20 protein-coding genes are annotated in these 25,268 nt (G+C 37.1%); 16 read left to right on the top strand and 4 right to left on the bottom strand.

The features are described 5' to 3' along the window. The first annotated feature begins 159 nt into the window (after positions 1 to 159). From I5435_RS21215 to I5435_RS21165, 11 genes are all read left to right on the top strand, one after another. On the top strand, positions 160 to 879 hold the full coding sequence (locus I5435_RS21215; RefSeq protein ID WP_024361394.1) for a YebC/PmpR family DNA-binding transcriptional regulator: 720 nt from the start codon (positions 160 to 162) through the stop codon (positions 877 to 879). Between the two features lie 121 nt (positions 880 to 1,000). Further along, the gene (locus I5435_RS21210; RefSeq protein ID WP_108030813.1) at positions 1,001 to 2,296 is read left to right on the top strand and encodes an arsenic transporter; all 1,296 of its coding nucleotides are present in this window, start codon (positions 1,001 to 1,003) and stop codon (positions 2,294 to 2,296) included. 89 nt (positions 2,297 to 2,385) lie between these two features. Then, positions 2,386 to 4,137 carry a methyl-accepting chemotaxis protein gene (locus I5435_RS21205; RefSeq protein ID WP_337982928.1) on the top strand — a complete coding sequence of 584 codons (1,752 nt, stop codon included), beginning with the start codon at positions 2,386 to 2,388 and terminating at the stop codon, positions 4,135 to 4,137. A gap of 215 nt (positions 4,138 to 4,352) precedes the next feature. Beyond that, positions 4,353 to 6,095, top strand: coding sequence for a methyl-accepting chemotaxis protein (locus I5435_RS21200; protein WP_337982927.1), 1,743 nt, complete (start codon positions 4,353 to 4,355; stop codon positions 6,093 to 6,095). A 371-nt stretch (positions 6,096 to 6,466) separates the two neighbouring features. Continuing rightward, positions 6,467 to 7,042 carry a YdcF family protein gene (locus I5435_RS21195; RefSeq protein WP_025220740.1) on the top strand — a complete coding sequence of 192 codons (576 nt, stop codon included), beginning with the start codon at positions 6,467 to 6,469 and terminating at the stop codon, positions 7,040 to 7,042. Positions 7,043 to 7,123: 81 nt separating this feature from the next. Then, entirely contained in the window at positions 7,124 to 8,821 is a 1,698-nt protein-coding gene (locus I5435_RS21190) for a M3 family oligoendopeptidase (RefSeq protein WP_024361389.1), read from the top strand. A 341-nt stretch (positions 8,822 to 9,162) separates the two neighbouring features. Continuing rightward, a complete protein-coding gene (locus I5435_RS21185; protein ID WP_024361388.1) occupies positions 9,163 to 10,242 on the top strand; it encodes an AI-2E family transporter in 1,080 nt (359 codons plus the stop codon). 14 nt (positions 10,243 to 10,256) lie between these two features. Further along, positions 10,257 to 10,874 carry an NUDIX hydrolase gene (locus I5435_RS21180; RefSeq protein WP_024361387.1) on the top strand — a complete coding sequence of 206 codons (618 nt, stop codon included), beginning with the start codon at positions 10,257 to 10,259 and terminating at the stop codon, positions 10,872 to 10,874. 198 nt (positions 10,875 to 11,072) lie between these two features. After that, positions 11,073 to 11,537: a hypothetical protein gene (locus I5435_RS21175; RefSeq protein ID WP_337982926.1), complete on the top strand. Its 465-nt coding sequence runs from the start codon at positions 11,073 to 11,075 to the stop codon at positions 11,535 to 11,537. A 19-nt stretch (positions 11,538 to 11,556) separates the two neighbouring features. Then, the gene (locus I5435_RS21170; protein ID WP_024361385.1) at positions 11,557 to 11,748 is read left to right on the top strand and encodes a hypothetical protein; all 192 of its coding nucleotides are present in this window, start codon (positions 11,557 to 11,559) and stop codon (positions 11,746 to 11,748) included. A gap of 18 nt (positions 11,749 to 11,766) precedes the next feature. Then, positions 11,767 to 12,372 (top strand): alpha/beta hydrolase, encoded by a 606-nt coding sequence (locus tag I5435_RS21165; protein WP_025220738.1) that lies wholly within the window; start codon positions 11,767 to 11,769, stop codon positions 12,370 to 12,372. A 55-nt stretch (positions 12,373 to 12,427) separates the two neighbouring features. Here I5435_RS21165 and I5435_RS21160 read toward each other — a convergent pair whose 3' ends face one another. The 3 genes from I5435_RS21160 to I5435_RS21150 form a co-directional block, all read right to left on the bottom strand. Then, positions 12,428 to 14,536 carry an MMPL family transporter gene (locus I5435_RS21160; protein WP_231785233.1) on the bottom strand — a complete coding sequence of 703 codons (2,109 nt, stop codon included), beginning with the start codon at positions 14,534 to 14,536 and terminating at the stop codon, positions 12,428 to 12,430. A 170-nt stretch (positions 14,537 to 14,706) separates the two neighbouring features. Continuing rightward, on the bottom strand, positions 14,707 to 15,723 hold the full coding sequence (locus I5435_RS21155; RefSeq protein WP_024361382.1) for an inorganic phosphate transporter: 1,017 nt from the start codon (positions 15,721 to 15,723) through the stop codon (positions 14,707 to 14,709). 20 nt (positions 15,724 to 15,743) lie between these two features. Continuing rightward, a complete protein-coding gene (locus tag I5435_RS21150) occupies positions 15,744 to 16,364 on the bottom strand; it encodes a DUF47 domain-containing protein (protein ID WP_024361381.1) in 621 nt (206 codons plus the stop codon). A 426-nt stretch (positions 16,365 to 16,790) separates the two neighbouring features. Here I5435_RS21150 and I5435_RS21145 point away from each other — a divergent pair, with 426 nt between their 5' ends. After that, positions 16,791 to 17,477: an ABC transporter ATP-binding protein gene (locus tag I5435_RS21145; protein ID WP_024361380.1), complete on the top strand. Its 687-nt coding sequence runs from the start codon at positions 16,791 to 16,793 to the stop codon at positions 17,475 to 17,477. A 1-nt stretch (position 17,478) separates the two neighbouring features. After that, positions 17,479 to 18,798: an ABC transporter permease gene (locus I5435_RS21140; protein ID WP_024361379.1), complete on the top strand. Its 1,320-nt coding sequence runs from the start codon at positions 17,479 to 17,481 to the stop codon at positions 18,796 to 18,798. Between the two features lie 41 nt (positions 18,799 to 18,839). On the opposite strand, the gene I5435_RS21135 is transcribed toward I5435_RS21140, so the two are convergent. Continuing rightward, positions 18,840 to 20,000, bottom strand: coding sequence for a class I SAM-dependent methyltransferase (locus I5435_RS21135; protein WP_258842186.1), 1,161 nt, complete (start codon positions 19,998 to 20,000; stop codon positions 18,840 to 18,842). Positions 20,001 to 20,190: 190 nt separating this feature from the next. Here I5435_RS21135 and putP point away from each other — a divergent pair, with 190 nt between their 5' ends. The 3 genes from putP to I5435_RS21120 all read left to right on the top strand — a co-directional run bounded on the left by putP (position 20,191) and on the right by I5435_RS21120 (position 25,212). Further along, positions 20,191 to 21,678: a sodium/proline symporter PutP gene (gene putP, locus I5435_RS21130; protein WP_258842185.1), complete on the top strand. Its 1,488-nt coding sequence runs from the start codon at positions 20,191 to 20,193 to the stop codon at positions 21,676 to 21,678. A gap of 272 nt (positions 21,679 to 21,950) precedes the next feature. Further along, on the top strand, positions 21,951 to 23,237 hold the full coding sequence (gene hflX, locus I5435_RS21125; protein WP_024361376.1) for a GTPase HflX: 1,287 nt from the start codon (positions 21,951 to 21,953) through the stop codon (positions 23,235 to 23,237). A 487-nt stretch (positions 23,238 to 23,724) separates the two neighbouring features. Further along, positions 23,725 to 25,212: a peptide MFS transporter gene (locus tag I5435_RS21120; protein ID WP_024361375.1), complete on the top strand. Its 1,488-nt coding sequence runs from the start codon at positions 23,725 to 23,727 to the stop codon at positions 25,210 to 25,212. Positions 25,213 to 25,268 lie beyond the last annotated feature (56 nt).

Genomic DNA, 25,268 nt, shown 5'->3' with positions numbered 1-25,268 from the left:
AAAAGATTACCTTAAACATTGGCATATCTAGCTTTGAAGGCATCAATATGTTATTATTTGCAGAGTAAAGATACGAAAAGTATTTAAATACCATTTGCAGATGTGTAAATGTGCATCTATGATTTTTATAAACTTTATTTTTGAAAGAGAGTGGAAACAATGGGTCGTAAGTGGAACAATATTAAAGAAAAGAAGGCGTCAAAAGACCAAAGCACAAGTCGTGTTAATGCAAAATTCGGTCGCGAAATTTATGTAGCAGCAAAATCAGGCGAACCAGATCCTGAATCAAATCGCGCTCTTAAAGTTGTTCTTGAACGTGCTAAAACTTACAGTGTTCCTAAACATATTATTGAAAAAGCGATCGAAAAAGCAAAAGGTGGCGGTGACGAAAACTTCGACGAATTACGCTACGAAGGTTTTGGACCGGCTGGCACAATGCTAATCGTGGATGCTTTAACAAACAATGTGAACCGTACTGCATCTGATGTACGTGCAGCATTTGGTAAAAACAACGGTAACATGGGTGTAAGTGGTTCTGTTGCGTATATGTTTGATTCAACAGCAGTTATTGGTTTAGAAGGTAAGACAGCAGATGAAGTACTTGAAATTTTAATGGAAGCAGATGTCGATGCTCGTGATATTCTTGAAGAAGAAGATACTGTTATCGTTTATGCTGAGCCAGATCAATTCTTTGCTGCACAAGAAGCGCTGAAGGCGGCAGGTGTTCAAGAATTTACCGTTGCAGAGCTTTCAATGCTTCCTCAAACAGAAGTGACATTAACAGGTGACGATATAGCAAAATTTGAAAAACTAATTGATGCTTTAGAAGATTTAGATGATGTACAAAACGTTTACCATAACGCAGATTTAGGTGAATAGTTTTTATTATCAGTCAGGCCAGTAGCAAACCTTTGCTACTGGTTTTTACTTATGCTTTTTGCGTAGGCTCGGAAAATGGGCACAGATAAGCAAATGTGGAAATTTATTAAGGGGGAGAATTGTGCAAACCTTATTAGCAATCGTTATTTTTTTAGTGACGTTATTTTTAGTCATTGTGCAACCACGTAAATTATCTATTGGCTGGTCCGCCTGTATTGGTGCAGCATTTGCCTTAATGTTGGGCGTTGTAACATGGCATGATGTTGTGGCGGTAACTGACATTGTGTGGAATGCTACATTATCATTTATAGGCATTATTATTATTTCTCTGATTTTGGATGAAATCGGATTTTTTGAATGGGCTGCATTACATATGGCACGACTTGCAAGAGGTAGTGGTATTCGTTTATTCATCTATATAGGTTGCTTAGGAGCGATTGTTTCAGCACTATTTGCGAACGATGGTGCAGCATTGATATTAACGCCAATCGTATTAGCGATGGTAAGAAAGTTAAACTTAACAGAGCAAAAGGTTTTTCCGTTTATTATTGCAAGTGGATTTATAGCAGATACAACATCGTTACCACTGGTGATTAGTAATTTAACAAATATTGTATCAGCGGATTTTTTTGATATTGGCTTTATAGAATATGCGGTGCATATGGTAGTGCCGAATATCGTTTCTTTAATAGCTAGTATACTCGTGCTATATGTTTTTTTCAGAAAGGCTATTCCGAAGCAGTACTCGATGGAGGCGGTGGTTCAACCAACTGTTGCCATTCGAGATAAAAAATTATTCCACATCTCGTGGTACGTTATAGCAATATTATTAATTGGGTTTTTATTTAGTGAATATTTTATTATTCCAGTGTCATTTATTTTATGTAGTGTTGCGCTAATTTTTTTATGGTTGGCACAGAGAAGTAAAAATATTGATACGCAGAGGGTTATGAAAGGTGCCCCGTGGAGTATAGTGTTCTTTTCAATAGGAATGTACGTAGTCGTTTATGGTTTGAAAAATGTAGGGCTTACGGGGTTGTTAGCCGATGTGTTAGAACATGCCGTTCAGCAAGGCTTATTTGTAGCGACACTAACGATGGGATTTGTAGCAGCCATTTTGTCAGCCGTTATGAATAATTTGCCGACGGTGATGATAGATGCTTTAGCTATTGCTGAAACAAGTGCGACAGGAACAATCAAAGCAGGACTTATTTATGCTAATGTAATAGGCACAAACCTAGGGCCGAAAATAACACCGATTGGTTCCTTAGCTACATTGTTATGGCTTCATATATTGGCGCAAAAAGGCATTAAAATCAGTTGGGGTCAGTACTTTAAGATAGGTATTATCCTAACGATCCCGACACTGCTTGTTACATTACTCGCATTATGCGCTTGGCTAGCAATAATATTATAGTATTAAAGTCAAAATAGTTGAAAAAATAAATTTTTAGGTAATAATTAGTTATTATACTAGCAAAATGAAGAAGGAAAGTGTGCCAAAATATGAGCAGAGCAAATAAGTTAAGTAATAAAATTATTTTAATTTCATTAATGACATTAGTCGCTTTATTAATTGGTTTTATCGTCACGACGATTTACACAGCAAAATCATCTGTAAATAAAACAATGGGGTCACAGGCAGTAGCGGTAGCAGAAAACATTGCAAAACAGTTAAATGCGGATGATTATATTGAGCTTTCGAAAAAACCATCGGAGTCTAAACTTTACTGGGAGCTAAGAGAGCAATTAAACGATTTACGAGAAAAAAATGGCGTGCTTTATGCTTATACATTTGCGGTACCAAAGGAAGATCAGAAAGTAAGATTTTTAGTTGATGGTATGCCTAAAGATGACCAAGAAAATGCAGGTGCTATCAATTCGGAATCATCTTCTACTTACTATAAGGATCTTGAAAAAGTAATGGCTACAGGTAGCTATTATTCCGCAATATTACATAGTAGTGACTTTGGAGATTATTTATCGGGTACGGTGCCATTAAAAGATGAATCCGGTACGATTGTTGCCTTTGTTGGTGTAGATATTGATGCAACACAAGTAAGTGGCGTAACGAATACGGTATTAACTTCAGTTTTACCAGCCCTTATTGCGATTATGTTCGTATTAACGGTGGTTGGAATGGTCATCATGTATCGTTATATTAACCGTTCATTAAAACCACTCAGTTCTTTAGGGGAAGCAGCTGAATACTTTGCACGTGGTGATATTGTTCAAGCAACGGAAGCAGTCGAGAAATTACAGTTTAAAGGTAAAAATGAAATTGCCGTTTTCGCCAATGCTTTTAAGGAATCGTTGATAAAATTAAAAGACACTTTCCAAACGATTCAACTTCGCACGGTTGCTTTACGAGAGGTTGTTGGCAAAATAGATGCTACTTCACAGCAGGTTGAAGCATCAAACTCAAAAATTGCAGACCGTATTATTGAAATTGCGGCAGGTAGTGAACAGCACCAGCAAAACAATAATGAGGTTTTGTTAACAATGAATGAAATGTCCATTGGCATCCAACGTTTAGCTGATACAACTTCCGAAATCGCTGAGTCTTCCAGTGCAATGACGGGATTAGTAGAGTCCAATGTAAACCATTCTCAAGAGGTTATTTCGCAAATCCAAAATGTTGAATCTTCTGTGTTGCGTACAGCAGGACATGTTGAAGAGATGGGCAATAAATTCCGTTCAATTGAAGATATGGTGCTAGTCATTACCAATATTGCCGATCAAACAAACCTACTTGCATTAAATGCTGCTATTGAAGCGGCGAGAGCTGGGGAAGCTGGAAAAGGCTTTGCAGTAGTAGCAGATGAAGTACGTAAGTTGGCTGAAATGTCTAAGACTTCTGCTGATGATATTCAAAAACATTTAGTAAGCTTTAAAGATATTACGGACCGTGCTCTTTCTGAAATGGCACAAAGTACGGAAGATGTGCAGGCGGGGAATGGAGCGGTACAACAAATTGGTACAAGCCTTTCACAAATTTTACAATCGGTTGCAATGGTTAACAATAAAATTCAAGATGACTCTGCAGTAATCGAAGAAATGTCAGCCGGTTCAGAAGAAATCTTAGCGACGATAGAGCAAATGCAAAATATTGCGCAGCAAAGTGCCTTAGGTACGAAAGAAGTTGCAACTGCTTCAGATTTACAGGTGGCAATGGTTTCAGAATTAAATGAAGTAGTAGAAATTTTGGAACGCACATCTAAAGAGGTAATTGAAGCGATTAATACATTTAAATTATAAAGAATATCAAAAAACTATTTTTCTACGCATTGTATCCCTGTAGAAAGATAGTTTTTTTTCTGTGCGAAAAAATGTGTATATTAGCATATTTAAACGAAAAGGTGAGTATTCTACACATTTATTGTGAAATACATATTGTGTAAACTATAAAACCATTCCATAATATAGATTAATATTAATGCTTTAAATGAACGAAGTAAAAAGGGGTGTAAAGCATGAAATTTTTACGTTCAATACAGGGGAAATTAATTATCGTTTCAATGGCATTACTAATAGTGCCGAGCTTAATCATTGGTATAGTCAGTTATGGGAAAGCAAAGGATGGTATGGAAGGTTTAGGCGAACAAGTTATTCAAAATAGTGTTGAGTCTACTTTACAATTAATCGAACTTGCAAATGAAAGTGTAGAAAAAGGTGACATCCCTTTGGAGGTTGCGCAGGAAAGAGTACGAGAAGCGCTGCTTGGTCCAAAGGATAGTGAGGGAAAACGACCAATTAATTATCCTGGTAATCTAGGAGAGTATGGTTATATCTATGTTTTAGACGACAAAGGAACATTAACTACACATCCTACTCGCGAAGGGGATAACTTGTGGGATGATCAAGATAGCAGTGGAAAGTATTTTATTCGTGATGTAACCGAGCGAGCATTACAAGGCGGTGGTTTTACGGAATATGAGTTTACACTTCCAGGTCAGGACGTATTAGCGGATAAAATCATCTATTCTGCAAAAGATCCACATTGGGGTTGGATTGTCGCATCTGGTACATATATGCAAGATTTTAATAAGGAAGCTAATTCATTGTTATTGGTTATTGGTCTAACATTATTGGGTGCCATTATTATTGGTACCGTCATTGTAATTTTTGTGTCTAGACATTTGGCTTTACCAGTTAAAAACTTATCGAAGCGTGTCCATGAAGTGGCACAAGGTAATTTAACCGTTGAAATTGAAAACCTACAACGATCAGATGAAATTGGCCAATTGAATACTGGTTTTAATGATATGGTAGATCAATTAAAGACATTAATTACAGATGTTGAGGAGGCCATTGTCGAAATTCAATCGACTTCGTCCAATTTAACAGCCGTTGCAGAGGAAACAAATGCTTACGGTGATGAAATTGTCAAAGCGATTAATGAGGTATCAAGAGGGGCAGTGAAACAAGCATCAGACGCAGAGGATACAAATCGTACAGCGATTGCATTTGCACAGCAAATTGTAGAGCTACATGATAAAAATGAATTAATGTTGGATGCTTCTCAAAAAATGAAGCAGTCCAATGAAGAAGGGCTTGTGAATTTAAACAGTTTGAAACACAAATCACAAGAATCGTCTGCGCTTATTAACAGTGTTCAAACAGTGTTCAATAGCTTAATTGTTAAAGTAAGAGAAATTGAAGGTATTGTGGGCACAATCAATAAAATTTCCGATCAAACGAATCTTCTTGCATTAAATGCATCGATTGAAGCGGCGCGTGCTGGAGAGCATGGCAAAGGCTTTGCTGTAGTAGCGGAGGAAGTACGTAAGCTAGCAGATCAAACATCTGTTGCAACAGATTTGGTACGCACGACGTTACGAGGTATTGAAAGTGAAACGAACTTAGTAAACGATGAGATGCAAAAAACAAGTATCATTGTCCGTGAGCAAAATAATTCAGTTAGTATGATGGAATCTTCATTTAATGAGATAGAAGCGTCTGTCGGAGAGATTATAGTAAATATTGGAGAGATGACGGCGGGCGTAGAATATTTAAATAGCTCTAAGGAAGATATTATGCAATCGATTGAAAGTATCGCGCTGATTAGTGAGAAAAATGCAGCTTCCTCAGAAGAAGTCACAGCATCAGTTGACGAGCAACAGAGAGCTATTCAGCTTATTAGCGAATCATCTAATGATTTAACAGACGAAATTTCAGCATTACAGGAATCTATTCAACGTTTTACAATAAGATAACCATTTAGAGGCTGGGACATAACTAAAAAAATTAAAGAAACGAGGAAAGCTGTTCATAAATTTTTGCTATATGGAGAACTAGCTAACTTAGCTATTCTTGCTTTTGCAATAAATAAAAATTTAGTAGGGTTCACTAGTAGTTAGTAGCGGAGGCGGTGACTCCTGCGGGACGCACGCAGCGTAAGACGCTGGCATTCCGCGCGTTTGCTAGGGTTGCGGCTTACGTGTGCTGAGCGGAAAGCACCGCCGAAGCGGACAACGGCGCAGCAAAAAATGTGTTAGATTGATGGCAGTCAATCTAACACATTTTCTCTTTTGTACAAGCATCTTTTTTATAGGCAAGACGTTGTTAGTATAAAGGGGTGTTGCATATGAAAAGGTGGATAGTGGGAGGCATCATAATTGTTGTTTGTATAGGTAGTGCTCTTTATATATGGTTAGGACAAGAAATGAAACGAGGCACACAGCCAGTTGCAGATGGAACAGCACCATATGTTATCGTGCTTGGAGCAAAAGTAAAGCCAGGTGGTGTGTTATCACTATCTTTAAAAAGTAGATTGGAAGAGGCTGTAACCTATCTCAATCAATACCCACATGTTAAGGTAATCGTCTCGGGTGGACAGGGAACAGATGAGGATAGAACAGAGGCATCTGCAATGTTTACCTACCTAGAAGACAATGGCATTGAAGCTGAACGAATTTTAATGGAAGAGCAATCCACATCGACATATGAAAACTTATTATTTTCAAAAGAATTACTACCAGCAGGGACAAAGCAAATTACGATTGTCTCGAATGATTTCCATTTACAACGAGCGAAGTATTTAGCGAATAAGCTTGATTTAGAGGCAGATGTCGTTGTTGCCAAAACCCCAAAATCTGTGGAAGCGAAGTTAACACTACGGGAAAGAGCTGCATTATTAAAAACATATATCATTGGTCATTAATGATATATTTACTTTCTTTCCATTATATATTTGGCATATAATAGAAATATAATGACTAAACGACAGAAAGAGGGTACTTCTATGACAACGTTTAAAGATTATGTATACAGCCGTCCGAACGTGGAGGCGATGAAAGAGCAACAGTTAGCTTTAATCGAGCAATTTAAAGAAGCACAATCGGTTGAGGCACAAAGCGAACTAATTGAAAAATTAAATGAACTGAGTAATGAATATGCGACAATGGCAAACCTCGTCTACATTCGAGCATCGATTGATACCCACGATTCATTTTACCAAGAAGAACGTGATTATTTTGATGAAGTAGGCCCTGAGCTTGAAGAAATTACAACCGAATATTATAAAGCATTAATCGCTTCACCATTCCGCGAGCAGTTAGAAGAAAAATGGGGGCAACAGTTATTTGATTTAGCATCCTATCAAATTAAAGGATTTTCACCGAAAGTCATTGATTTAATGCAAAAGGAGAACAAACTAGTATCAGAATATAATAAACTAGTTGCTTCAGCACAGATTGACTTTAACGGTGAAACATTAACGCTAGCACAGTTAGGACCTTATACAGAATCGACAGATCGAGCAATGCGTAAGGCTGCTACAGAAGCTCGTTTTGGCTTTTTTGCTGAGCATGAAGCGGAATTTGATCGCTTATATGATGAGCTAGTTAAAGTGCGTCATGAAATTGCTGTAAAATTAGGCTATAAAAATTATGTAGAGCTTGGCTATATCCGTATGAACCGAATTGATTATAATGCTGAAATGGTCAAGAAATTCCGTGACCAAGTACGTGATTTAATCGTGCCAGTTGCAACAAAACTATTTGAGCGTCAAGCAAAGCGAATCGGGATTTCAGACTTAAAATTTTATGATGAAGCTTTAAACTTCTTAACAGGTAATGCTACGCCAAAGGGTGATGCAAATTGGATAGTGGCAAACGGTAAAAAAATGTATGAAGAACTATCTCCTGAAACGGGTGAATTTTTCAACTTTATGATTGACCATGACCTAATGGATTTAGTTGCGAAAAAGGGGAAAGAAAGTGGCGGCTATTGTACGTTTATTGAAAATTATCATTCGCCGTTTATTTTCTCGAACTTTAACGGTACATCAGGTGATATTGATGTGTTAACACATGAGGCTGGACATGCCTTCCAAGTATTCTCAAGCCGTGATATTGGCATCCCAGAATATTTATGGCCAACATATGAATCATGCGAAATCCATTCAATGAGTATGGAGTTTTTCACATGGCCTTGGATGGAATTATTCTTCAAAGAAGACACCGAGAAATATAAATTTACACATTTAAGCAGTGGCTTATTATTTCTTCCTTACGGTGTTGCTGTTGATGAATTCCAACATGTTATTTACGAAAACCCAGAGATGACACCTGCTGAGCGTAAAGCTGCATGGAAAAAAATCGAGCAAACCTATTTACCACACCGTGACTATGATGGTAATAGCTATTTAGAGTCAGGTGGTATATGGCAACGTCAGGCACATATTTATGCAAGCCCGTTCTATTATATCGACTACACGTTAGCACAAATTTGTGCGTTCCAATTCTGGAAACGTTCACGTGAAGAGTTTGACGCAGCATGGAAGGATTATATCCATTTATGTGGCTTAGGCGGTTCCATGTCATTTACAAAGCTTGTGAAGGAAGCGGGCTTAATTTCTCCGTTTGAGGATGGCTGTGTAGAATCAGTAATCGGTGTGATTGAGGACTACTTAAATTCAGTGGATGATACAAAGTTGTAGATGTTAGATAGAAACTGTGCAGAGCTAATATAGTGGCTCTATAAGAAATTAGCAAGTGTTAGATTGATTGCAATCAATCTAACACTTTTTTGCTACGCCGTTATTGTCCGCGTCTTACGCTGTGTGCGTTCTGAGCAGGAGTCACCTCCTTCGCTACCAACAACTAGTGAACCCTTCTAATTTTTTATTTATTGCAAAAGCAAGAATATGTTTTCTATAAAAATTGTCCAAGATAAGTTGTTTTTTTGCTTGTTATCTATGTAATCGATACTAGGATACTTGCGAAATGGTTAATATATAAGTAGTATTTTCAGTAACTGTGATAAAAGGAAGTGAAGAAAGTGACGAGGAAGGTATGGTTCCAGGTAGGTATAGGGATTTTACTAGTTTTACTAATACTTAAATATTTTATAGAGATTCATTGGATTTTCACACCGCTTGCTATGATTTTAAAAGCGATTTTTGTGCCGTTACTACTTGGGGGTGTGTTGTATTATGTGACCGAGCCAATTCAACGTTTTTTAGAAAAGCGTAGATGGCCAAGGTGGTCGAGTATTTTAACAATTGTCGTTGGACTGATTGCCATAGTGGTCGGCTTTGGTTGGATTATTGGTAATCCGATTGCTACCCAGCTTAATAATTTGGCAAAAAATGCACCGATGATTAGTTCAAGCATTCAAGAGGCCGCTGATTATGTATTCAAAAATAAAGATAATTTCCCACCACAATTAAAAGATTTTATTGATTATCTTGCTAATTCTGTACAGGACATTGCGGTGGTAGCAAGTAAATGGCTTGTATCATTTATCCAATCACTGGTGTCAGTTTCTTTACTAGCGATTTTAATTCCATTTTTCTTCATTTTCATGTTGAAGGACCATGAGAAATTTGCGCCTTCCATTTATAAATATTTTACTGGTGAGCGTCGTGAATGGATTAAAAAGACATTGAGTGAGATAGATGATGTATTACGTAGCTATATTCAAGGGCAACTACAAATCAGTTTTTTACTAGCACTTATTATGTATGTTGGGTATTTAATAATTGGCTTAGAGTATTCATTATTGCTTGTGATTTTTGCCTTCTTTATGAATATGATTCCGTTTATTGGACCGTGGATTGCTCTTGCACCAGCAGTTATTGTAGCCGTAATTCAAGATCCGATGCTTGTTGTGTGGGTAAGCGTCGTTACACTTATTGCACAGCAGATTGATAGTAACTTTATTACACCGAATGTTATGGGGAAATCGCTTGATATCCATCCGTTAACAGTTATTACGATTATTTTAGCAGCCGGTAATATAGCAGGCTTTATTGGGATTATTATTGCCGTACCATTCTATGCGGTACTAAAGGTAATTGTTTCGAATATTTATGATGAACGAAATGCGATAAAGAAAAAGGCTACGAAGTCAGTATAGGGGTCGAATAAAAAGTGGAACAAGAAATTGTTAAAGTTTTTAATGAGCAGCATGAACAAATTGGAACGGCAACACGAGCAGAAGTACATGAGAAGGGCTTGTGGCATGAGACATTTCACTGCTGGCTTGTCAACGAGAACTATATTTATTTCCAAATCCGTAGTGGGCAAAAGAAGGATTATCCAGGGCTGCTAGATATAACAGCAGCAGGGCATTTACTAGCAGTTGAGACAGTGGAAGCAGGCATCCGTGAAGTTAAAGAAGAATTAGGGTTAACAATTAATATTCAAGACATCGTCAAAATGGGGATGACATCTTGTAGCATCGTATCTGAAAATATGATAGATAATGAATTTTGTCATGTCTATTTGTACCCGTTTGAAGATAATTGGGATGCATTTGAGCTGCAATATGAGGAAGTTTCGGGTGTTGTTCGAGCACAGCTTGATGAAGCGGAAGCATTCTTTTTAGGGAAAACTGGCACGCTAAATATTGAGGGGTATGAATATTTCCCTGATGGGCAACGAGCTCGACTCGTGCGTCCTGTCAGTACGGCACAATTTGTGCCGTATCGTGAGCTGTATGTGGCGGATGTTATTGGCTTTGCCAAAAGTGCAATGTACAATCGATAGTAAAGTCACCAGCCATGAATAACGATTAGAAAATGGCCATCGGTATGTATGGCATATAGCATGATGTATGCTTTACGCTCATAAAGATAACTTCGAAATGAATTGAAGTTATGTTTATGAGCATTTTATGTCTATCTGTTAATTTATGTAGAAAATAAGCTATACTTGTATTTACAATGAAAGAAAAGGAGCATATATATGCTAACATTTGAACAAAAACAAGCGATAATTGAATCGTTTTCCGAATTAACGAAAAAAGAAATTTCGATGAAACGAGTGAATTATCATTATATGGACAGTTTGTTTGAAAAGACGATTGTCGTAGAAAAATTGCACCCAAATGGCAATGGTTTTGTCTTTGTAGGAGATTTATTGCGCTACGAAAATGAAGCAAATGGTAAAGGACTAGTCAATATTCGCGATTATGATGAGCACCAGTTGCGTGCCATTATTGAAGATGCCATTACTTATTTAGGTGAGGAACAAGAAGCGGAAGAACCTATTATTGAAACTTGGCGTAATCGTGAAGGCGATCAATTAGAGCTTGCGTTTGAGCAACGTTCTTGGAATGTTTATCATCGAGAAAATTTAGAAGAAGCCTTTGGCACATATGATGCTGCAAAAGAATACTTACTAGAAGAAGGCTTTCGTAAAAAGAACTAAGTAATATGGGGGAAACGACATGAGTGGTAAAAAATTGGTAGGTATTGTAATTGTTGTTTTAGTCATTGCATGTTTATTTTCAGTTTTTACGATTCAAAATTTTTATAAAAATAATCAAGAACAGCCAAATAGTGAGAATCGTGAAATAAATAAGTCAAAAAGTTTGAATTTAATATTACCACAGGCTACAATTATCTCGAATTCAAGATAATTGAAAGGTGATGGGTTTATGCAACATTTATTTCATAAAGGTACAGATGAAACCAAGCCAACCTTATTGTTATTACATGGTACAGGTGGGGATGAGCATTCTTTAATCAGTCTTGCAAAGGAAATTGATGCAACAGCCAATATTTTAAGTGTACGAGGTAATGTATTAGAAAACGGTATGCCTCGTTTTTTCCGTCGCTTAGCTGAAGGTGTTTTTGATATAGAAGATTTAATCTTCCGTACACAAGAATTACAAAGCTTTTTGGTAACAGCAGCAGAGGAGTATGGTTTTGATCGTACGCGCATTGTAGCGATTGGTTATTCAAATGGGGCAAACATTGCTGCAAGTTTATTATTCCACTTTGAAGATGCATTGGCAGGGGCAATTTTACATCATCCAATGGTGCCAAGACGTGGCATCGAACTACCTGCGCTTCCTAATATTCCGGTATTTATAGCAGCAGGAACCAATGATCCGATGTGTACTGCACAAGAATCAGAAGATTTGGAGTCGCTGTTATCGAAAGCGGGTGCTCATGTAACGACAGCATGGTTTAACTACGGACATCAGCTCACAATGCCGGAAGTAGAAGCGGCAAGAGCGTGGTATCAACAAAATTTTTAAACGTAAAATCCGAGAACAATGTAACTATATGTTCTCGGATTTTTTGTGTGTATCATTACTTTTTCTTAGCAAATGGTAGCCACCAGTTCCAATCACCAAATAGCTTCATAAGGCTCGGTACCAGCATAAGGCGAATAATGGTCGCGTCAATCGCGATGGCAATCGCAATACCAACACCGATTTGCTTTACAGGCATGACATCAGTAAAAGCAAATGCCCCTGTAATAACAATCATAATAAGTGCAGCAGATGTAATGATACGGCTAGTAGATGTTAGCCCATCCACTGTTGCACGTGTATTATCTGCACCTTTTTGATATTCTTCCTGTATGCGAGAGATTAAAAATACTTCATAGTCCATACTTAAACCGAAGACAAGGCAAAATACGATAACTGGAATAATAAGGACGATTGTTCCAGCCTCTATTCCAAAATGCCCATATTGGAAAATATAAACCAGTATGCCGAACGCTGAAGATAACCCGATTATATTCATAATGATTGCCTTGAGAGGAATTAAAATGGAACGGAAGGCAAGCATTAAAATAAAGAACGTTGACACGATAATGATTGAAACCGCAAATATTATTTTACTAGCAATTTCATCAAAAATTTCTTGATTAAATTTCCCTTGTCCACCTAGTTTGAAGTCAACATTTAAATCCTTGTCCATCCACGTTCTGGCGAATTGTTGTGCAGCGGAGGACGAACCAGCTACATTTAATGTAATCGGAATAAATAGCTGTGTATCCTTTGAAAAGGTATTAATGATTGGTTTTAATTGTTCTGCCACTTGTGGCGTTTTCAAGGAAGCTGTTAATTCCTCTGGTGATTTCATTTGGGCTGCTGTATAAATCGTTGAGACTTCATCAACGAGCGGATCGTTAAGCAGTTTTTCTTGTATATCAAAAAGTAGCTTGCGTCCTTGCTCGTTCTCCCAGCCATCTTGGCGTTCAGCAAGTAAATACAAAACGGATGTATCACCAAGCCCAAACGTTTCATCCAATTTATCGTAAGCTGCTCGGGCATCGTATTTGGGTGGTAAAGAATCTACTTGAGGTATAGCAAGTTTAATATCCTTTAACGGAATCATCCCGATACCAAGTAACAATAAAGCAACAATAACAATGGATACAGGTCGCTTCATAACAAAGCCGGCAAAACTGTGCCAACGATTCGTGCCACCTGGCTTTACACGTAATATGCGCCATTTATTTAGGCGATCTCCTAACACCATCATTGTCGCAGGTAATAAAGTGAGACCTGAAAGCACGGCGAACAATACGACAATTGTGCCACCTAAGGCAATATTGCGGAAGATTTCTACATCAATGACAATCATGGCACCAAGACCAATCATGACACAAACAGCAGAAAAAATAATAGAACGACCGGCTGTTTGGATAGCAATTTGTATAGCTTCGGCAATGCTAGAATGGTTACGCTCTTCACGATAGCGATTAATAAATAGCAGAGCGAAATCAATACTAAGGGCAAGTCCAAGCATTGGTACAATATTTAACACAAAAATGGATAAATTAACGCTACCACTTAGTAACGTCAACAGCCCGAATGCTGTGACAACGGTAACAACTCCGATTAAAATTGGTAAAATCGCAGCTACAACAGTACCAAAAGCAAGTAATAGCACAACAATAGCGATTGGTAAACCAATGGCTTCAGCGGATGCTAAGTCCTTTTGGCTGGCTTCATTAATATCCTCCGAAATCACAGGGCCACCTGTCACACTGATACCTTCTTCTTCAACTAAAGCACGAACCTCTTTGACGATAGCTGGCAAATTATCAATGTTATTTTTAAAATGTACCATGGCATAGGAAATGCCATTCTTTTGTAAAGTAGAATCATCCAATGGTGACTGAATGGAATGAACTTCTTCAATGTCCTCTAGCTTTTGTAGAGTGTTTTCGATTTTTTGATTGCTTGTTTGATCAAAAACAACCATGATTGTTTCTGCAGGTAAGTCGAATGTTTTGGCTAGTTCATTTGTGACATAGGTATGATCAGCTTCAACAAAAAAGCCATCTCCATGCAGTTTGCTAGGAAGCTGTATAGCAAACACAGCCATTGTGATAAAAATAACAATCCAAATGGCAACGATAGCTTTCGCATGTGCAGTGATAAAAGCTGAAAAATTTTTCATAACGATAAAGCATCCCCCTTTTAAACTAGTGTAAAGGATGTGTCACTTTTTGTCGTGTGACAAAGTAGAAAATCCTGCTCGCAGTAAATGGCGTGAGAATTGTATGAGAATTGTGTGAGTGCCTGTCACCAAAAAACGGCACTTTCTGGGAGCAGAGAGTGCCGTGAATTCTAAAAGAATAAAGATAATATAAAGTATATAACGGATGCCATTACAGCTGATATTGGCATTGTAATAATCCAAGTGGTTACAATTTTTCGTGCCATTCCCCAGTTAACACCACGAACTCGTTGTGCTGAACCAACACCCATGATGGATGAAGAAATAACGTGTGTTGTGGATACTGGTAAGTGTACTAATGTCGCACCGAAAATAACAGTAGCAGAAGCTAAGTCAGCTGCAACGCCATTTACAGGACGGATTTTCATAATTTTACCGCCGACCGTTTTAATAATTTTATAGCCACCAATAGAAGTACCAAGACCCATAGCGGTTGCAGCCGCTGCTCGAATCCAAAAAGGAATTTCATCCCCAGTATGCAAGCCACCTGCAATTAACGCCATAGTCATAATACCCATTGCTTTTTGGGCATCATTTGTACCGTGCGTAAACGATTGGATAGCCGCTGTAAAAATTTGCATTGTCCGGAAGCCTTTATTCGTACGATATAAATTTAAGTTTTTAAACCATAGTTTAAACAGCGTCATCATAAGAAAGCCGGCACAAATTGCAATGAGTGGTGACAATACTAATGCCATAATGATTTTTGTAAAACCGCCATAATTAAGGACGCTAAAGCCTGCAGAAGCAACTGCTGCGCCGGCAATTGAACCGATTAATGTATGTGAAGAACTTGATGGGATACCAAAGTACCAAGTAAGTAGGTTCCATATAATAGCTGAAATTAATGCGGCTAATATAACGACAGAACCAGTTGTATCTCCTTCAAAAGCATTTAAAGAGAATGGATCGACAATATCTTTTGTTAGCGCTTTTGCGACACCCACGAAAGTAATAGCACCGATAAAGTTCATCGTCGCTGCCATAATAATGGCAACACGTGGGGGTAATGCTCTTGTGGAAACCGAAGTTGCGATAGCATTTGCTGTATCATGGAAACCATTAATAAAGTCAAATGTTAGGGCAAAGATGACGACCAATACGGTTAGTATAATGATTGTATTCATTGTATTTGACCCACTCCTAGTTACGCGTTACGCATGATAATTGTTTCCATTGTGTTGGCAACGTTTTGACAATAATCAGCGATATCCTCAAGTTGTTCATAAATATCTTTAAACTTAATGATGCGGATTGGATCTTTTTCATTTAAAAATAATTGCTTAATAGAAGTTCTTTGTACTTCGTCGCATTCACGCTCATAGTCTTTTATTAGAATGGCATGTGGGCGCATGCCAATAAGATTCTTTTTCTTTAACTCTTCAGTTGCTTTAACAATTTCGTCGGCACTTTTAGAAATATAGCCTAAGAAAATGCGCATTGATTCGTCAACTTCTGTTAAGGAGAACATTTCGAAGTGGGCGATACAATGCTCCGTACCATCTAACACATCGTCCATACGAATAGCGAATTCTAAAATATCTTCTCGTTCGATCGGTGTCATAAATGATTTGTTTAGCATTACGATTAGTTCATGAATGAGTTTATCGCCAGCTGTTTCGTAATTTTTCATTGTAATGCTAATCTCTTTTAAGTCAGCTACACTTGTTATACGAAAATCATTTGCGTAATGTACGGCCTCTCTCATATTTTCAGCAATTTTATGCAATGCTACAAAGAAAGGGTCTTGTTTTTTTGAGTTAAGCATGTAAATAGAATCCTCCTGGATATAGATAAAATAAACGACCTTTAAACTTTACTATCATAACAAAATCTTACGTTTATCTACATAAAATTTATCTTTCCTACACAAAACTTTACAATCCTGTAATATACATTTTGTTCACAAATATTAAGTGTTAGGGTGTGTTTGTTTATATTAATACAGTATAAATGCCTATATAACAAAGAATTTATAAATTTTAAAAATCTGTTTAGTACAGAGGAACCTCTTTTGAAGACCTCATTTTCACAAGCGATTGATTTTGAATTGTAAAGGAATTGTAAAGATAGATATCTTAACATTTCTTAGTGTTCCCTATTTTCTTAAGAATATCTTCATTTTTATCCTTCGTTAATATTAAGAATTGTTTTCTACAATAGAGAAGTAAGAGAAAGGGGCGTCAAGTCAAAAATGATTCAAGTCGAGAACTTACAACATACATTTTTAATTGGGAAAAAGGGTAAGGAAAAACATGTACCTGTATTAAAGGGCGTAAATTTTGAAGTGAAAAAAGGAGAGATTGTCGCAATTGTGGGCAAGAGTGGCTCTGGAAAATCAACATTGCTACAAATTTTAGCCGGGTTTATGAAAGCTGAACAAGGCTCTATTCGTGTGAATGGGCAACAGACAGAGAAACTCACTGAAACAGAAAGTGCAGCGTTTCGTTTGCGCCAGTTCGGATTTATCTTTCAAAACTTTCAACTTATGCCGGGTTTAACTGCATTTGAGAATATAGAGTTACCTTTGAAATTACAAGGTGCAAGCAAAGCTATTCGTAAAGAAAAAGTGAAAAAATTAATGGACAAAGTCGGATTATCGGCAGTAGCCGACCATTACCCAAATGAATTATCAGGCGGTCAGCAACAACGTGTAAGTATTGCAAGAGCGTTGATTACCAATCCTCCTATTTTGCTAGCGGACGAGCCAACAGGGAGTCTAGACTCTGAAACAGAGCAGGATATTTTACTCCTTATTCAAAGTTTAAATCGTGAGCTAGGCTTAACATTTGTCATTATTACGCACGATGAAGAAGTGGCAACAATTGCTCATCGTCGTTTCCGTATGTATGACGGCGAGCTTGTGAAGGAGGATGAATAACATGATATGGAAAGACCAATTGGATTTTGTTATCCAACATATTAAGAAAAATAAATTACGCGTATTTATGACCGTGCTGGCTGCAACAATGGGTTGTGCATTTTTAATTGTCCTTGCATCCGTAGGGTTTGGGCTACAGGATTCAATTCGTAACGAGATACTATCAGATGAAAATATAACTAAAATTCAAGTATATGATGGCTCACAATTTACAGAGCAACAGAAAGATGAAATCAAGTCTATCGAGCATGTTAAAACAGTACTTGAAACGAGTACAGTTAATGCAAGTGCGCACTCATATTTTGAAGATCGTGATACAAATTCAAGTCTAGTTATAACGACTATGTCAGATTTTAAAAGTGTAACTGGGAAACTTGCAAAAGGGAAGTTCCCAACAAAGCCAAATGAGATTATTGTAGGATACCATTTTGCTCAAACATTATTAAATGATGCAGAACGAGATGTCATTAAAGAAAAAAACAAAAAGGCTGAAATAGAAGGCACATACTATGATGGTAGTGAAGAAGGATATAAAAAATCTTTAATTGGTAAAGAAATTGAATTATCTTTAGCTTCCAATTCCAATGGAGCGTCTGAAACTGAAAAGGTGAAATATACAATAGTTGGTGTGACAAAAAAACCTTCTTATGATTGGATGATTGACAATACAGTCTATATGGATTCAGCGCAAAAAGCAGCGATAGGAAGTACCCTTGCAGCATTAGATAAAGTAGCAGTAGATGAAGTATTTAATACGGAATTCAATATTTATGCGAATAGTCTAGAAAATGTTAAGCCTATTTTAGAAAAGTTAAAAGACAAGGGCTATAGCGTGTTCTCTGTGACGGAACAATTGGATCAAATGGATGTATTTTTCCTTGTGTTGAAAATTGGTTTAATTTTTGTTGGGACAATTGCAGTGTTAATCGCCTCTATTGGGATATTCAATACGATGACAATGGCGGTTACAGAGCGTACACGTGAGATTGGGGTATTGAAGGCAATTGGCGCTAGTCCAAAGTTGATTCAACGACTCTTTTTAATGGAAAGCACATTTATTGGTATTTTAGGTACCGTTATTGCAGTTATTATTTCATATGTCATTAGCTTTACAGCAAATGCAGTTTTACCGTTAATTTTAAAAGCGGCGACAGGTGAAGATGCTTTTAGTTCGTCAGATATTACATTTTCACTTATCCCATGGCAACTTGTTATCATTGCGTCTGCCATCAGTATTGGTGTGGCGATGATTTCAGGCTACCGACCAGCTCGTAAAGCAACGAAGATAGATGTTATTCAAGCATTACGACAAGAGTTATAAAAAGAACCCGAGGCACATAATGCGCCTCGGGTTTTCATAATTTACAAATAAGATGTTAGTTCATTTGCTAAAAATGGCTTTGCATTCAACAGGGTTACAAAGGCATCATACTTAGCGCGTTGTTGTGCGCTCGGCTTTTTGCCAGTATAATAAGCGCGAATTAGAATGTTTTTTGGTGTGTTCTCCATATCAATAAATTCCAACAACTGTGCTTCATAACCAACAAGTGATAAAATCTCAGCGCGAATGGAATCAGTCGCGAGAGCTGCAAAACGTTCGCGGACAAGGCCATGCTGTAACATGACATCGAGTTCCGGTGTATCAAGTTGACGGTTTAGCTCATGTTGACAACAAGGGACACTTAATATGACACTTGCGCCCCATTTCACTGCGCGTGATAATGCCATATCTGTTGCAACATCACACGCGTGTAGAGTTACGACCATGTCTACATTCGATTCATCGTTATAATCATTAATATCCCCAACTAAAAATTCAAGTTGCTCGTAGCCTAAATCTTGTGCAATATGAGAGCATTCCTCGATTACCTCTTTTTTTAAATCTAAGCCAGTAACGCGAATATCCAACCCTTTTTCAATTTTTAAGTAATGATACAAGGCAAACGTCAAATAGGATTTTCCTGAACCAAAATCTAAAATACGGACTTGGCGATTTTTGGGTAAATAGGCTAAGGCATCGTCGATAAATTCAATGAAGCGATTAATTTGCTTGAATTTATCGTATTTTTGTTTTTTTACTTTTCCTTCTTCGCTTTGTACACCTAAACGAATTAAAAAAGGATAAGGCGTGGACTCATCAAGTAAATAGTTTTTCTTACGATTATGTGATAAGTTTACTTGCTTCGGAGTAGCGGCTTTATCTGATTTCCATAAAACTTTATTTTTTTTCGATAGTTGCACGTGTACTTTTTCTTCTTTAAAGTCGATATGTGCTTGACGGAAGTCAGCAAAGAATAGTTCAAGTTTAGGCGGGAAATCGGCTAATAGGACATTCTCATGTTTTAAAATACGCTCATATTGGTATTCAATTTGTATATGATAAGCTTCTTTCAACATGATGGGCTTTAGTTTTATACGCTTTATTTCATTAGATTTCATTCGTGGTTGACTAATTGTAGCCGCAACGAGTTGTTGTTGGGAAATTTGGTCTAGAAGCAGTGTTTTCATTTCTTCAAATGTCATTAGTTTCGCCTTCTTTGTTGTGTAATAGATGGCATTAGTGTAACACAATTTTCTTCACGTTGTTTTTCATTTCAAATAATCGGTAAATCGAATATTCAGAAAATGGATTTTTGTTTTTGAACATTTTACGGTATATTAATAGTGAAAAGTATTCTATGCTACAAAATAATGTTCAAAAGGAGGAATGCTTATGTCAGATAATACTTATCAGCTAATCGCTATTATCATTTATATGATTGTCATGCTCGGAATCGGGTGGTATGCATTCGTTAAAACTTCAAATTTAACAGATTATATGCTAGGTGGTCGATCCTTAGGGCCTGCTGTTACAGCGTTGAGTGCAGGTGCGGCAGATATGTCAGGTTGGCTTTTAATGGGGCTTCCGGGGGCAATTTATGCTTCAGGACTTGTTGAAGCATGGATCGCCATCGGGTTAACAATAGGAGCTTATTTGAATTGGATGTTTGTCGCACCAAGATTACGGGTTTATACGCAAGTTTCAAATGACTCAATTACAATACCGAGTTATTTAGATAATCGCTTACGTGATCATACAAGATTAATCAGAATTGCTTCAGGACTCATTATTCTATTGTTTTTCACATTCTATGTTTCCTCAGGTATGGTAGCTGGCGGTAAGTTTTTTGACAGCTCATTTGGCTACGAATATCATACAGGTTTATTGATTGTATCAGGCGTAGTTGTTGCTTATACATTGTTTGGTGGTTTCCTAGCGGTGAGTTATACGGACTTTTTACAAGGTCTTATTATGTTTTTAGCACTGATTACAGTACCTTTATTTGGGCTATTTTTAACGGGTGGTCTTAGTGAAACAGTAGAATCCATTAAAACGGTAAACCCAGAACATTTAAGTTTATTACCAGCATCAGCGACAGCTGCAGCGATTATTTCATCGCTTGCATGGGGGTTAGGATACTTTGGGCAACCACATATAATCGTGCGTTTTATGGCGATTAGTTCTGTAAAGGAAACGAAACAGGCTCGTCGCATCGGTATTGGTTGGATGATTTTAAGTCTTATTGGTGCCCTTGCAACTGCATTAGTAGGTGTAGCGTACTATCAACAAAATGCAGGGGAATTAAAAGACGCTGAAACGGTCTTTATTGTACTTGGTCAAATTTTATTCCATCCATTTATCGCGGGTATTATGTTGGCTGCTATTCTAGCTGCAATTATGAGTACCATTTCATCGCAATTAATTGTCACTTCTTCAGCTCTCGTTGAAGATATTTACAAGGCGTTATTTAATAAAACAGCAAACGATAAACATTATGTGTTTATTGGGCGTATGGCAGTTTTAGTAGTAGCCGTAATTGCAGCAATATTAGCTTGGAACCCTGAAAATTCCATTTTAAATTTAGTAGGGTTTGCTTGGGCTGGCTTCGGGGCTGCGTTCGGTCCAATTATTTTACTATCATTATATTGGAAGAAATTGACGAATTATGGAGCGCTCAGTGGAATGGTGACGGGTGCGGCAACAGCCTTTATATGGGGTAAAATAAAGCTGCTTTCAACTACTTTATACGAAATCGTGCCAGGATTCCTTGTTTGTTTAATAGTAGCCGTTGTTGTAAGTATGGTGACTTATAAGAGAAATGCAGAAATCGAGGAAGAATTCGATCGTACTGAAACATTGTTAAAGAAAGAGCGTGGATAAGTTGATAAGAGTAAGCTAAAGTTAGTTTACTTATTTCTAATTAAACATAGTTTATCTACATTAAAGCATGCGCCCAATTTTCTAGTCTAGGGCGCATTTGTTTTTTTATAATGAGCAGACTATTTTTGATGATTCGACGTTGAAGTATGTGTATAAATAACGCTGCGGTGGAAGGAATCTTTGCCGACTAAAAGACACAGTTTAGGGCATTATATGGTAAGATGAAGAAAATTTGTTGTAGCAACACCAAGGCGTTGGTGGGAGGATTGTGAATGGATAAATTGAAAGAAGTAGATGTATTGTTAGAAAAGGCCATATTAGTTGGTGTTAATTTACGTAATGATAAGCATTTTGAGTATTCGATGGAGGAGCTTACAAATTTAGCTGAAGCTTTAAATGTGGAAGTGGTAGGTATCGTCACGCAAAATTTAGAGCGAGTCACACCATCTCATTATGTCGGGACAGGTAAAATCGAAGAGATAAAAAGTTTTTATGAAGAAGCACAAGCTAATCTTGTGATTTTTAATGATGAATTATCACCTTCACAAATCCGTAATTTAGAGCGCGATTTAGAGACGAAAGTCATTGATCGGACGATGTTAATTTTAGATATTTTTGGACGCCGTGCCAAAACACGTGAAGCACAAATGCAAGTTGAGCTGGCGCAACTTCAATATATGCTTCCACGTTTAGTCGGTTTACATGCTTCCCTAAGCCGACAAGGTGGTGGTACTGGTGGCGGTTTTAAAAACCGTGGAGCAGGTGAGACCAAACTTGAGTTAGATCGACGAAAAATTGAAGATCAAATTTCTAAAATAAAAAAAGAACTCGAGCAAGTAAAGGAGCAACGAGAAACCCAACGAAAACAAAGAAGAAAAAATGCTGTACCTGTTGTATCCATTGTGGGCTATACGAATGCTGGTAAATCAACGATTATGAACCAGCTCCTTGCTAAAATTGGACAAGAGGATCATAAACAAGTATTTGAGAAGGATATGCTATTTGCTACACTCGAAACGTCTGTCCGTTATATTGAATTACACGATAAGAAATCTTTTTTATTAACAGATACAGTTGGCTTTGTTAGTAAGTTACCGCATCATCTAGTAAAAGCGTTTCGTTCTACATTAGAAGAAGCGCGGGATGCAGATTTATTGCTCCACGTTGTGGATGTTTCAAATGCAGAACATGGCTTTATGATGGATGTTACAAATGAAACGTTAAAGGCGGTTGGAGTGGAAGGAATCCCTACTATTTATGTATATAATAAAGCGGACTTAGCAAATGTGCCGTACCCTGTTATCAGTGGGGACAATATTTGGATTTCTGCTAAGCAAGGCAATGGTTTAGATGAACTTTTACAAATAATACGTCAGCATATTTTTTCCGATTATGTAACTTGTAAAATGCTTATTCCATATGAGCAAGGAAATATTGTTTCTTATTTAAATGAAAATGCGACGATTTATGAAACGGCATATGAAGAAGCGGGCACATTATTAAAGCTTGAAGTAAAAGAAGCCGATTATGCAAAATATCAACATTTTGTTGTTAAATAACATAGAGTTAAAATATAAGTAAGCCAACACGTAGCTAGAAAAGTTGCCTAGCTTATTTCTATGGAAATGACACATATAACAGAATAAAGCTTGTGTGTTGAGATAAGGTCGCCATGTACCTTGCGATAACTCACAGTAATTGGAAAAAATGGGCTTTGAAAAAATTACAATCAATGGTGACTCTCGCCATTGATTTTTTTATTTGCAATAAATAAATTATTTTCTGATTATATAGTATTTTAAAATATTATATTTATATTTTATTTTTTTGATAAAGCAAAAAGTGCGAAAACGTAGATATTTCAATATATTTAAGAAAATATCAACTAATCAATCTGAATATAGAGAAAACTGATAAATTTTCAACATTTTTTAAAACTCTTGATAAAGTGATAAAAACGCTTTAGTATGATGAAACATAGTTTTTTATCCTTACTAATGGGTAATAATATTTTTAAGGAATAATAAAATGGGAGAGGATATTGTTATGTCTACTAAAGATGAAATTGTAAAATCCGTCCCTCAAAATGGTTTTGTCGGACACCCTAAGGGGCTCTTTACATTATTTTTCACAGAATTTTGGGAACGTTTTTCATACTACGGGATGCGAGCGATTCTAATTTTCTTCATGTATTATGAATTAAATGAAGGTGGATTAGGTCTTGATCGCGGTACAGCGAACTCCATTATGGCCATATATGGTTCCCTTGTTTATATGTCGGGTATTATTGGTGGCTGGATAGCCGATCGACTTTTAGGTACACGTAAAACGATTTTTTATGGTGGCGTATTAATTATGATTGGTCACTTCCTGCTAGCATTCCCTGGCGGTGTGACAATGTTATTTGCGTCGATGGCGTTTATTGTTATCGGTACTGGTTTATTAAAACCGAATGTCTCAAGTATTGTAGGGGATATTTATGCTGAAACAGATAGTCGTCGTGATGCAGGATTCTCGATTTTCTATATGGGCATTAATATGGGTGCATTCATTGCGCCGTTTATTGTCGGAACAATTGGACAAAAGTATAGCTTCCATTTAGGCTTTAGTTTAGCAGCCGTTGGTATGTTAATTGGTTTAATTGTTTTTAAAGTAACAGAGAAAAAATATCTAGGATTAGCGGGCTTACAAGTAAATAACCCGTTAAAACCAGAAGAACGTAAAAAAGTCTTTACCCAAATTGCTATTGTAGCGCTAGTTATTCTTGTCTTAGGTGGTATCGGCATTAAAACTGGTGTCCTAACAATGAATGTCTTTAGTTTACTTATTACTATACTTGGTGTACTTATTCCAACAGCTTTCTTTATTTATATGTACCGCAGTGAGAAAACAACGAAAGATGAGAAATCTCGTCTTCTGGCATACATTCCGCTGTTTTTAGCGGCAGTTATGTTTTGGGCTATTCAAGAGCAAGGTGCAACAATCCTTGCGACGTATGCAGATGAGCGTACACAATTAAATCTTGGTGGCTTCCAGTTGGAATCATCTTGGTTCCAATCATTAAATCCTTTATTTGTTATTACATTATCACCACTATTTGCGATGTTATGGCTAAAATGGGGCGATAAGCAACCATCCACACCACGTAAATTTTCTTATTCACTATTTTTTGCAGGACTATCATTTTTAGTGATGATGATTCCAGCACATCTATCTGGTGGACAAGCTTTAGTTAGTCCGTTGTGGTTAGTATTATCATTCTTTTTAGTAGTAGTTGGGGAATTATTATTATCTCCTGTAGGTCTGTCTGCAACAACGAAATTAGCTCCACAAGCTTTTGCTGCACAAACAATGTCACTGTGGTTTTTAACTAGTGCTGCGGCTCAAGCGATTAACGCTCAACTTGTTAAGGTATACGAGGTTGTAAGTGAATTCACATATTTCGGATTTTTAGGATCATTGTCAATTCTTATTGGCATACTCTTATTAGTACTTTCACCGATTATTTCTAAAGCGATGCGAGGCATTAATTAGTTGAATATGCTGGGATAATAGAGAAAAGTGTTAGATTGACTGCCATCAATCTAGCA

Source organism: Lysinibacillus sp. C5.1 (assembly GCF_016350185.1).
In the GTDB taxonomy this organism is placed as follows: Bacteria; Bacillota; Bacilli; order Bacillales_A; family Planococcaceae; genus Lysinibacillus; species Lysinibacillus sphaericus.
The sequence above is the reverse complement of the archived record's forward strand: the minus strand, read 5'-3'. Positions and strand labels throughout refer to the sequence as shown.

Bases quoted from the DNA above. Each gene is read 5' to 3' on its own strand.
- I5435_RS21215 (WP_024361394.1), top strand. From the start codon at position 160: ATGGGTCGTAAGTGGAACAATATTAAAGAAAAGAAGGCGTCAAAAGAC.
- I5435_RS21205 (WP_337982928.1), top strand. From the start codon at position 2,386: ATGAGCAGAGCAAATAAGTTAAGTAATAAAATTATTTTAATTTCATTA.
- I5435_RS21200 (WP_337982927.1), top strand. From the start codon at position 4,353: ATGAAATTTTTACGTTCAATACAGGGGAAATTAATTATCGTTTCAATG.
- I5435_RS21195 (WP_025220740.1), top strand. From the start codon at position 6,467: ATGAAAAGGTGGATAGTGGGAGGCATCATAATTGTTGTTTGTATAGGT.
- I5435_RS21190 (WP_024361389.1), top strand. From the start codon at position 7,124: ATGACAACGTTTAAAGATTATGTATACAGCCGTCCGAACGTGGAGGCG.
- I5435_RS21175 (WP_337982926.1), top strand. From the start codon at position 11,073: ATGCTAACATTTGAACAAAAACAAGCGATAATTGAATCGTTTTCCGAA.
- I5435_RS21170 (WP_024361385.1), top strand. From the start codon at position 11,557: ATGAGTGGTAAAAAATTGGTAGGTATTGTAATTGTTGTTTTAGTCATT.
- I5435_RS21165 (WP_025220738.1), top strand. From the start codon at position 11,767: ATGCAACATTTATTTCATAAAGGTACAGATGAAACCAAGCCAACCTTA.
- I5435_RS21160 (WP_231785233.1), bottom strand. From the start codon at position 14,536: ATGAAAAATTTTTCAGCTTTTATCACTGCACATGCGAAAGCTATCGTT.
- I5435_RS21155 (WP_024361382.1), bottom strand. From the start codon at position 15,723: ATGAATACAATCATTATACTAACCGTATTGGTCGTCATCTTTGCCCTA.
- I5435_RS21150 (WP_024361381.1), bottom strand. From the start codon at position 16,364: ATGCTTAACTCAAAAAAACAAGACCCTTTCTTTGTAGCATTGCATAAA.
- I5435_RS21145 (WP_024361380.1), top strand. From the start codon at position 16,791: ATGATTCAAGTCGAGAACTTACAACATACATTTTTAATTGGGAAAAAG.
- I5435_RS21140 (WP_024361379.1), top strand. From the start codon at position 17,479: ATGATATGGAAAGACCAATTGGATTTTGTTATCCAACATATTAAGAAA.
- I5435_RS21135 (WP_258842186.1), bottom strand. From the start codon at position 20,000: ATGACATTTGAAGAAATGAAAACACTGCTTCTAGACCAAATTTCCCAA.
- putP (WP_258842185.1), top strand. From the start codon at position 20,191: ATGTCAGATAATACTTATCAGCTAATCGCTATTATCATTTATATGATT.
- hflX (WP_024361376.1), top strand. From the start codon at position 21,951: ATGGATAAATTGAAAGAAGTAGATGTATTGTTAGAAAAGGCCATATTA.
- I5435_RS21120 (WP_024361375.1), top strand. From the start codon at position 23,725: ATGTCTACTAAAGATGAAATTGTAAAATCCGTCCCTCAAAATGGTTTT.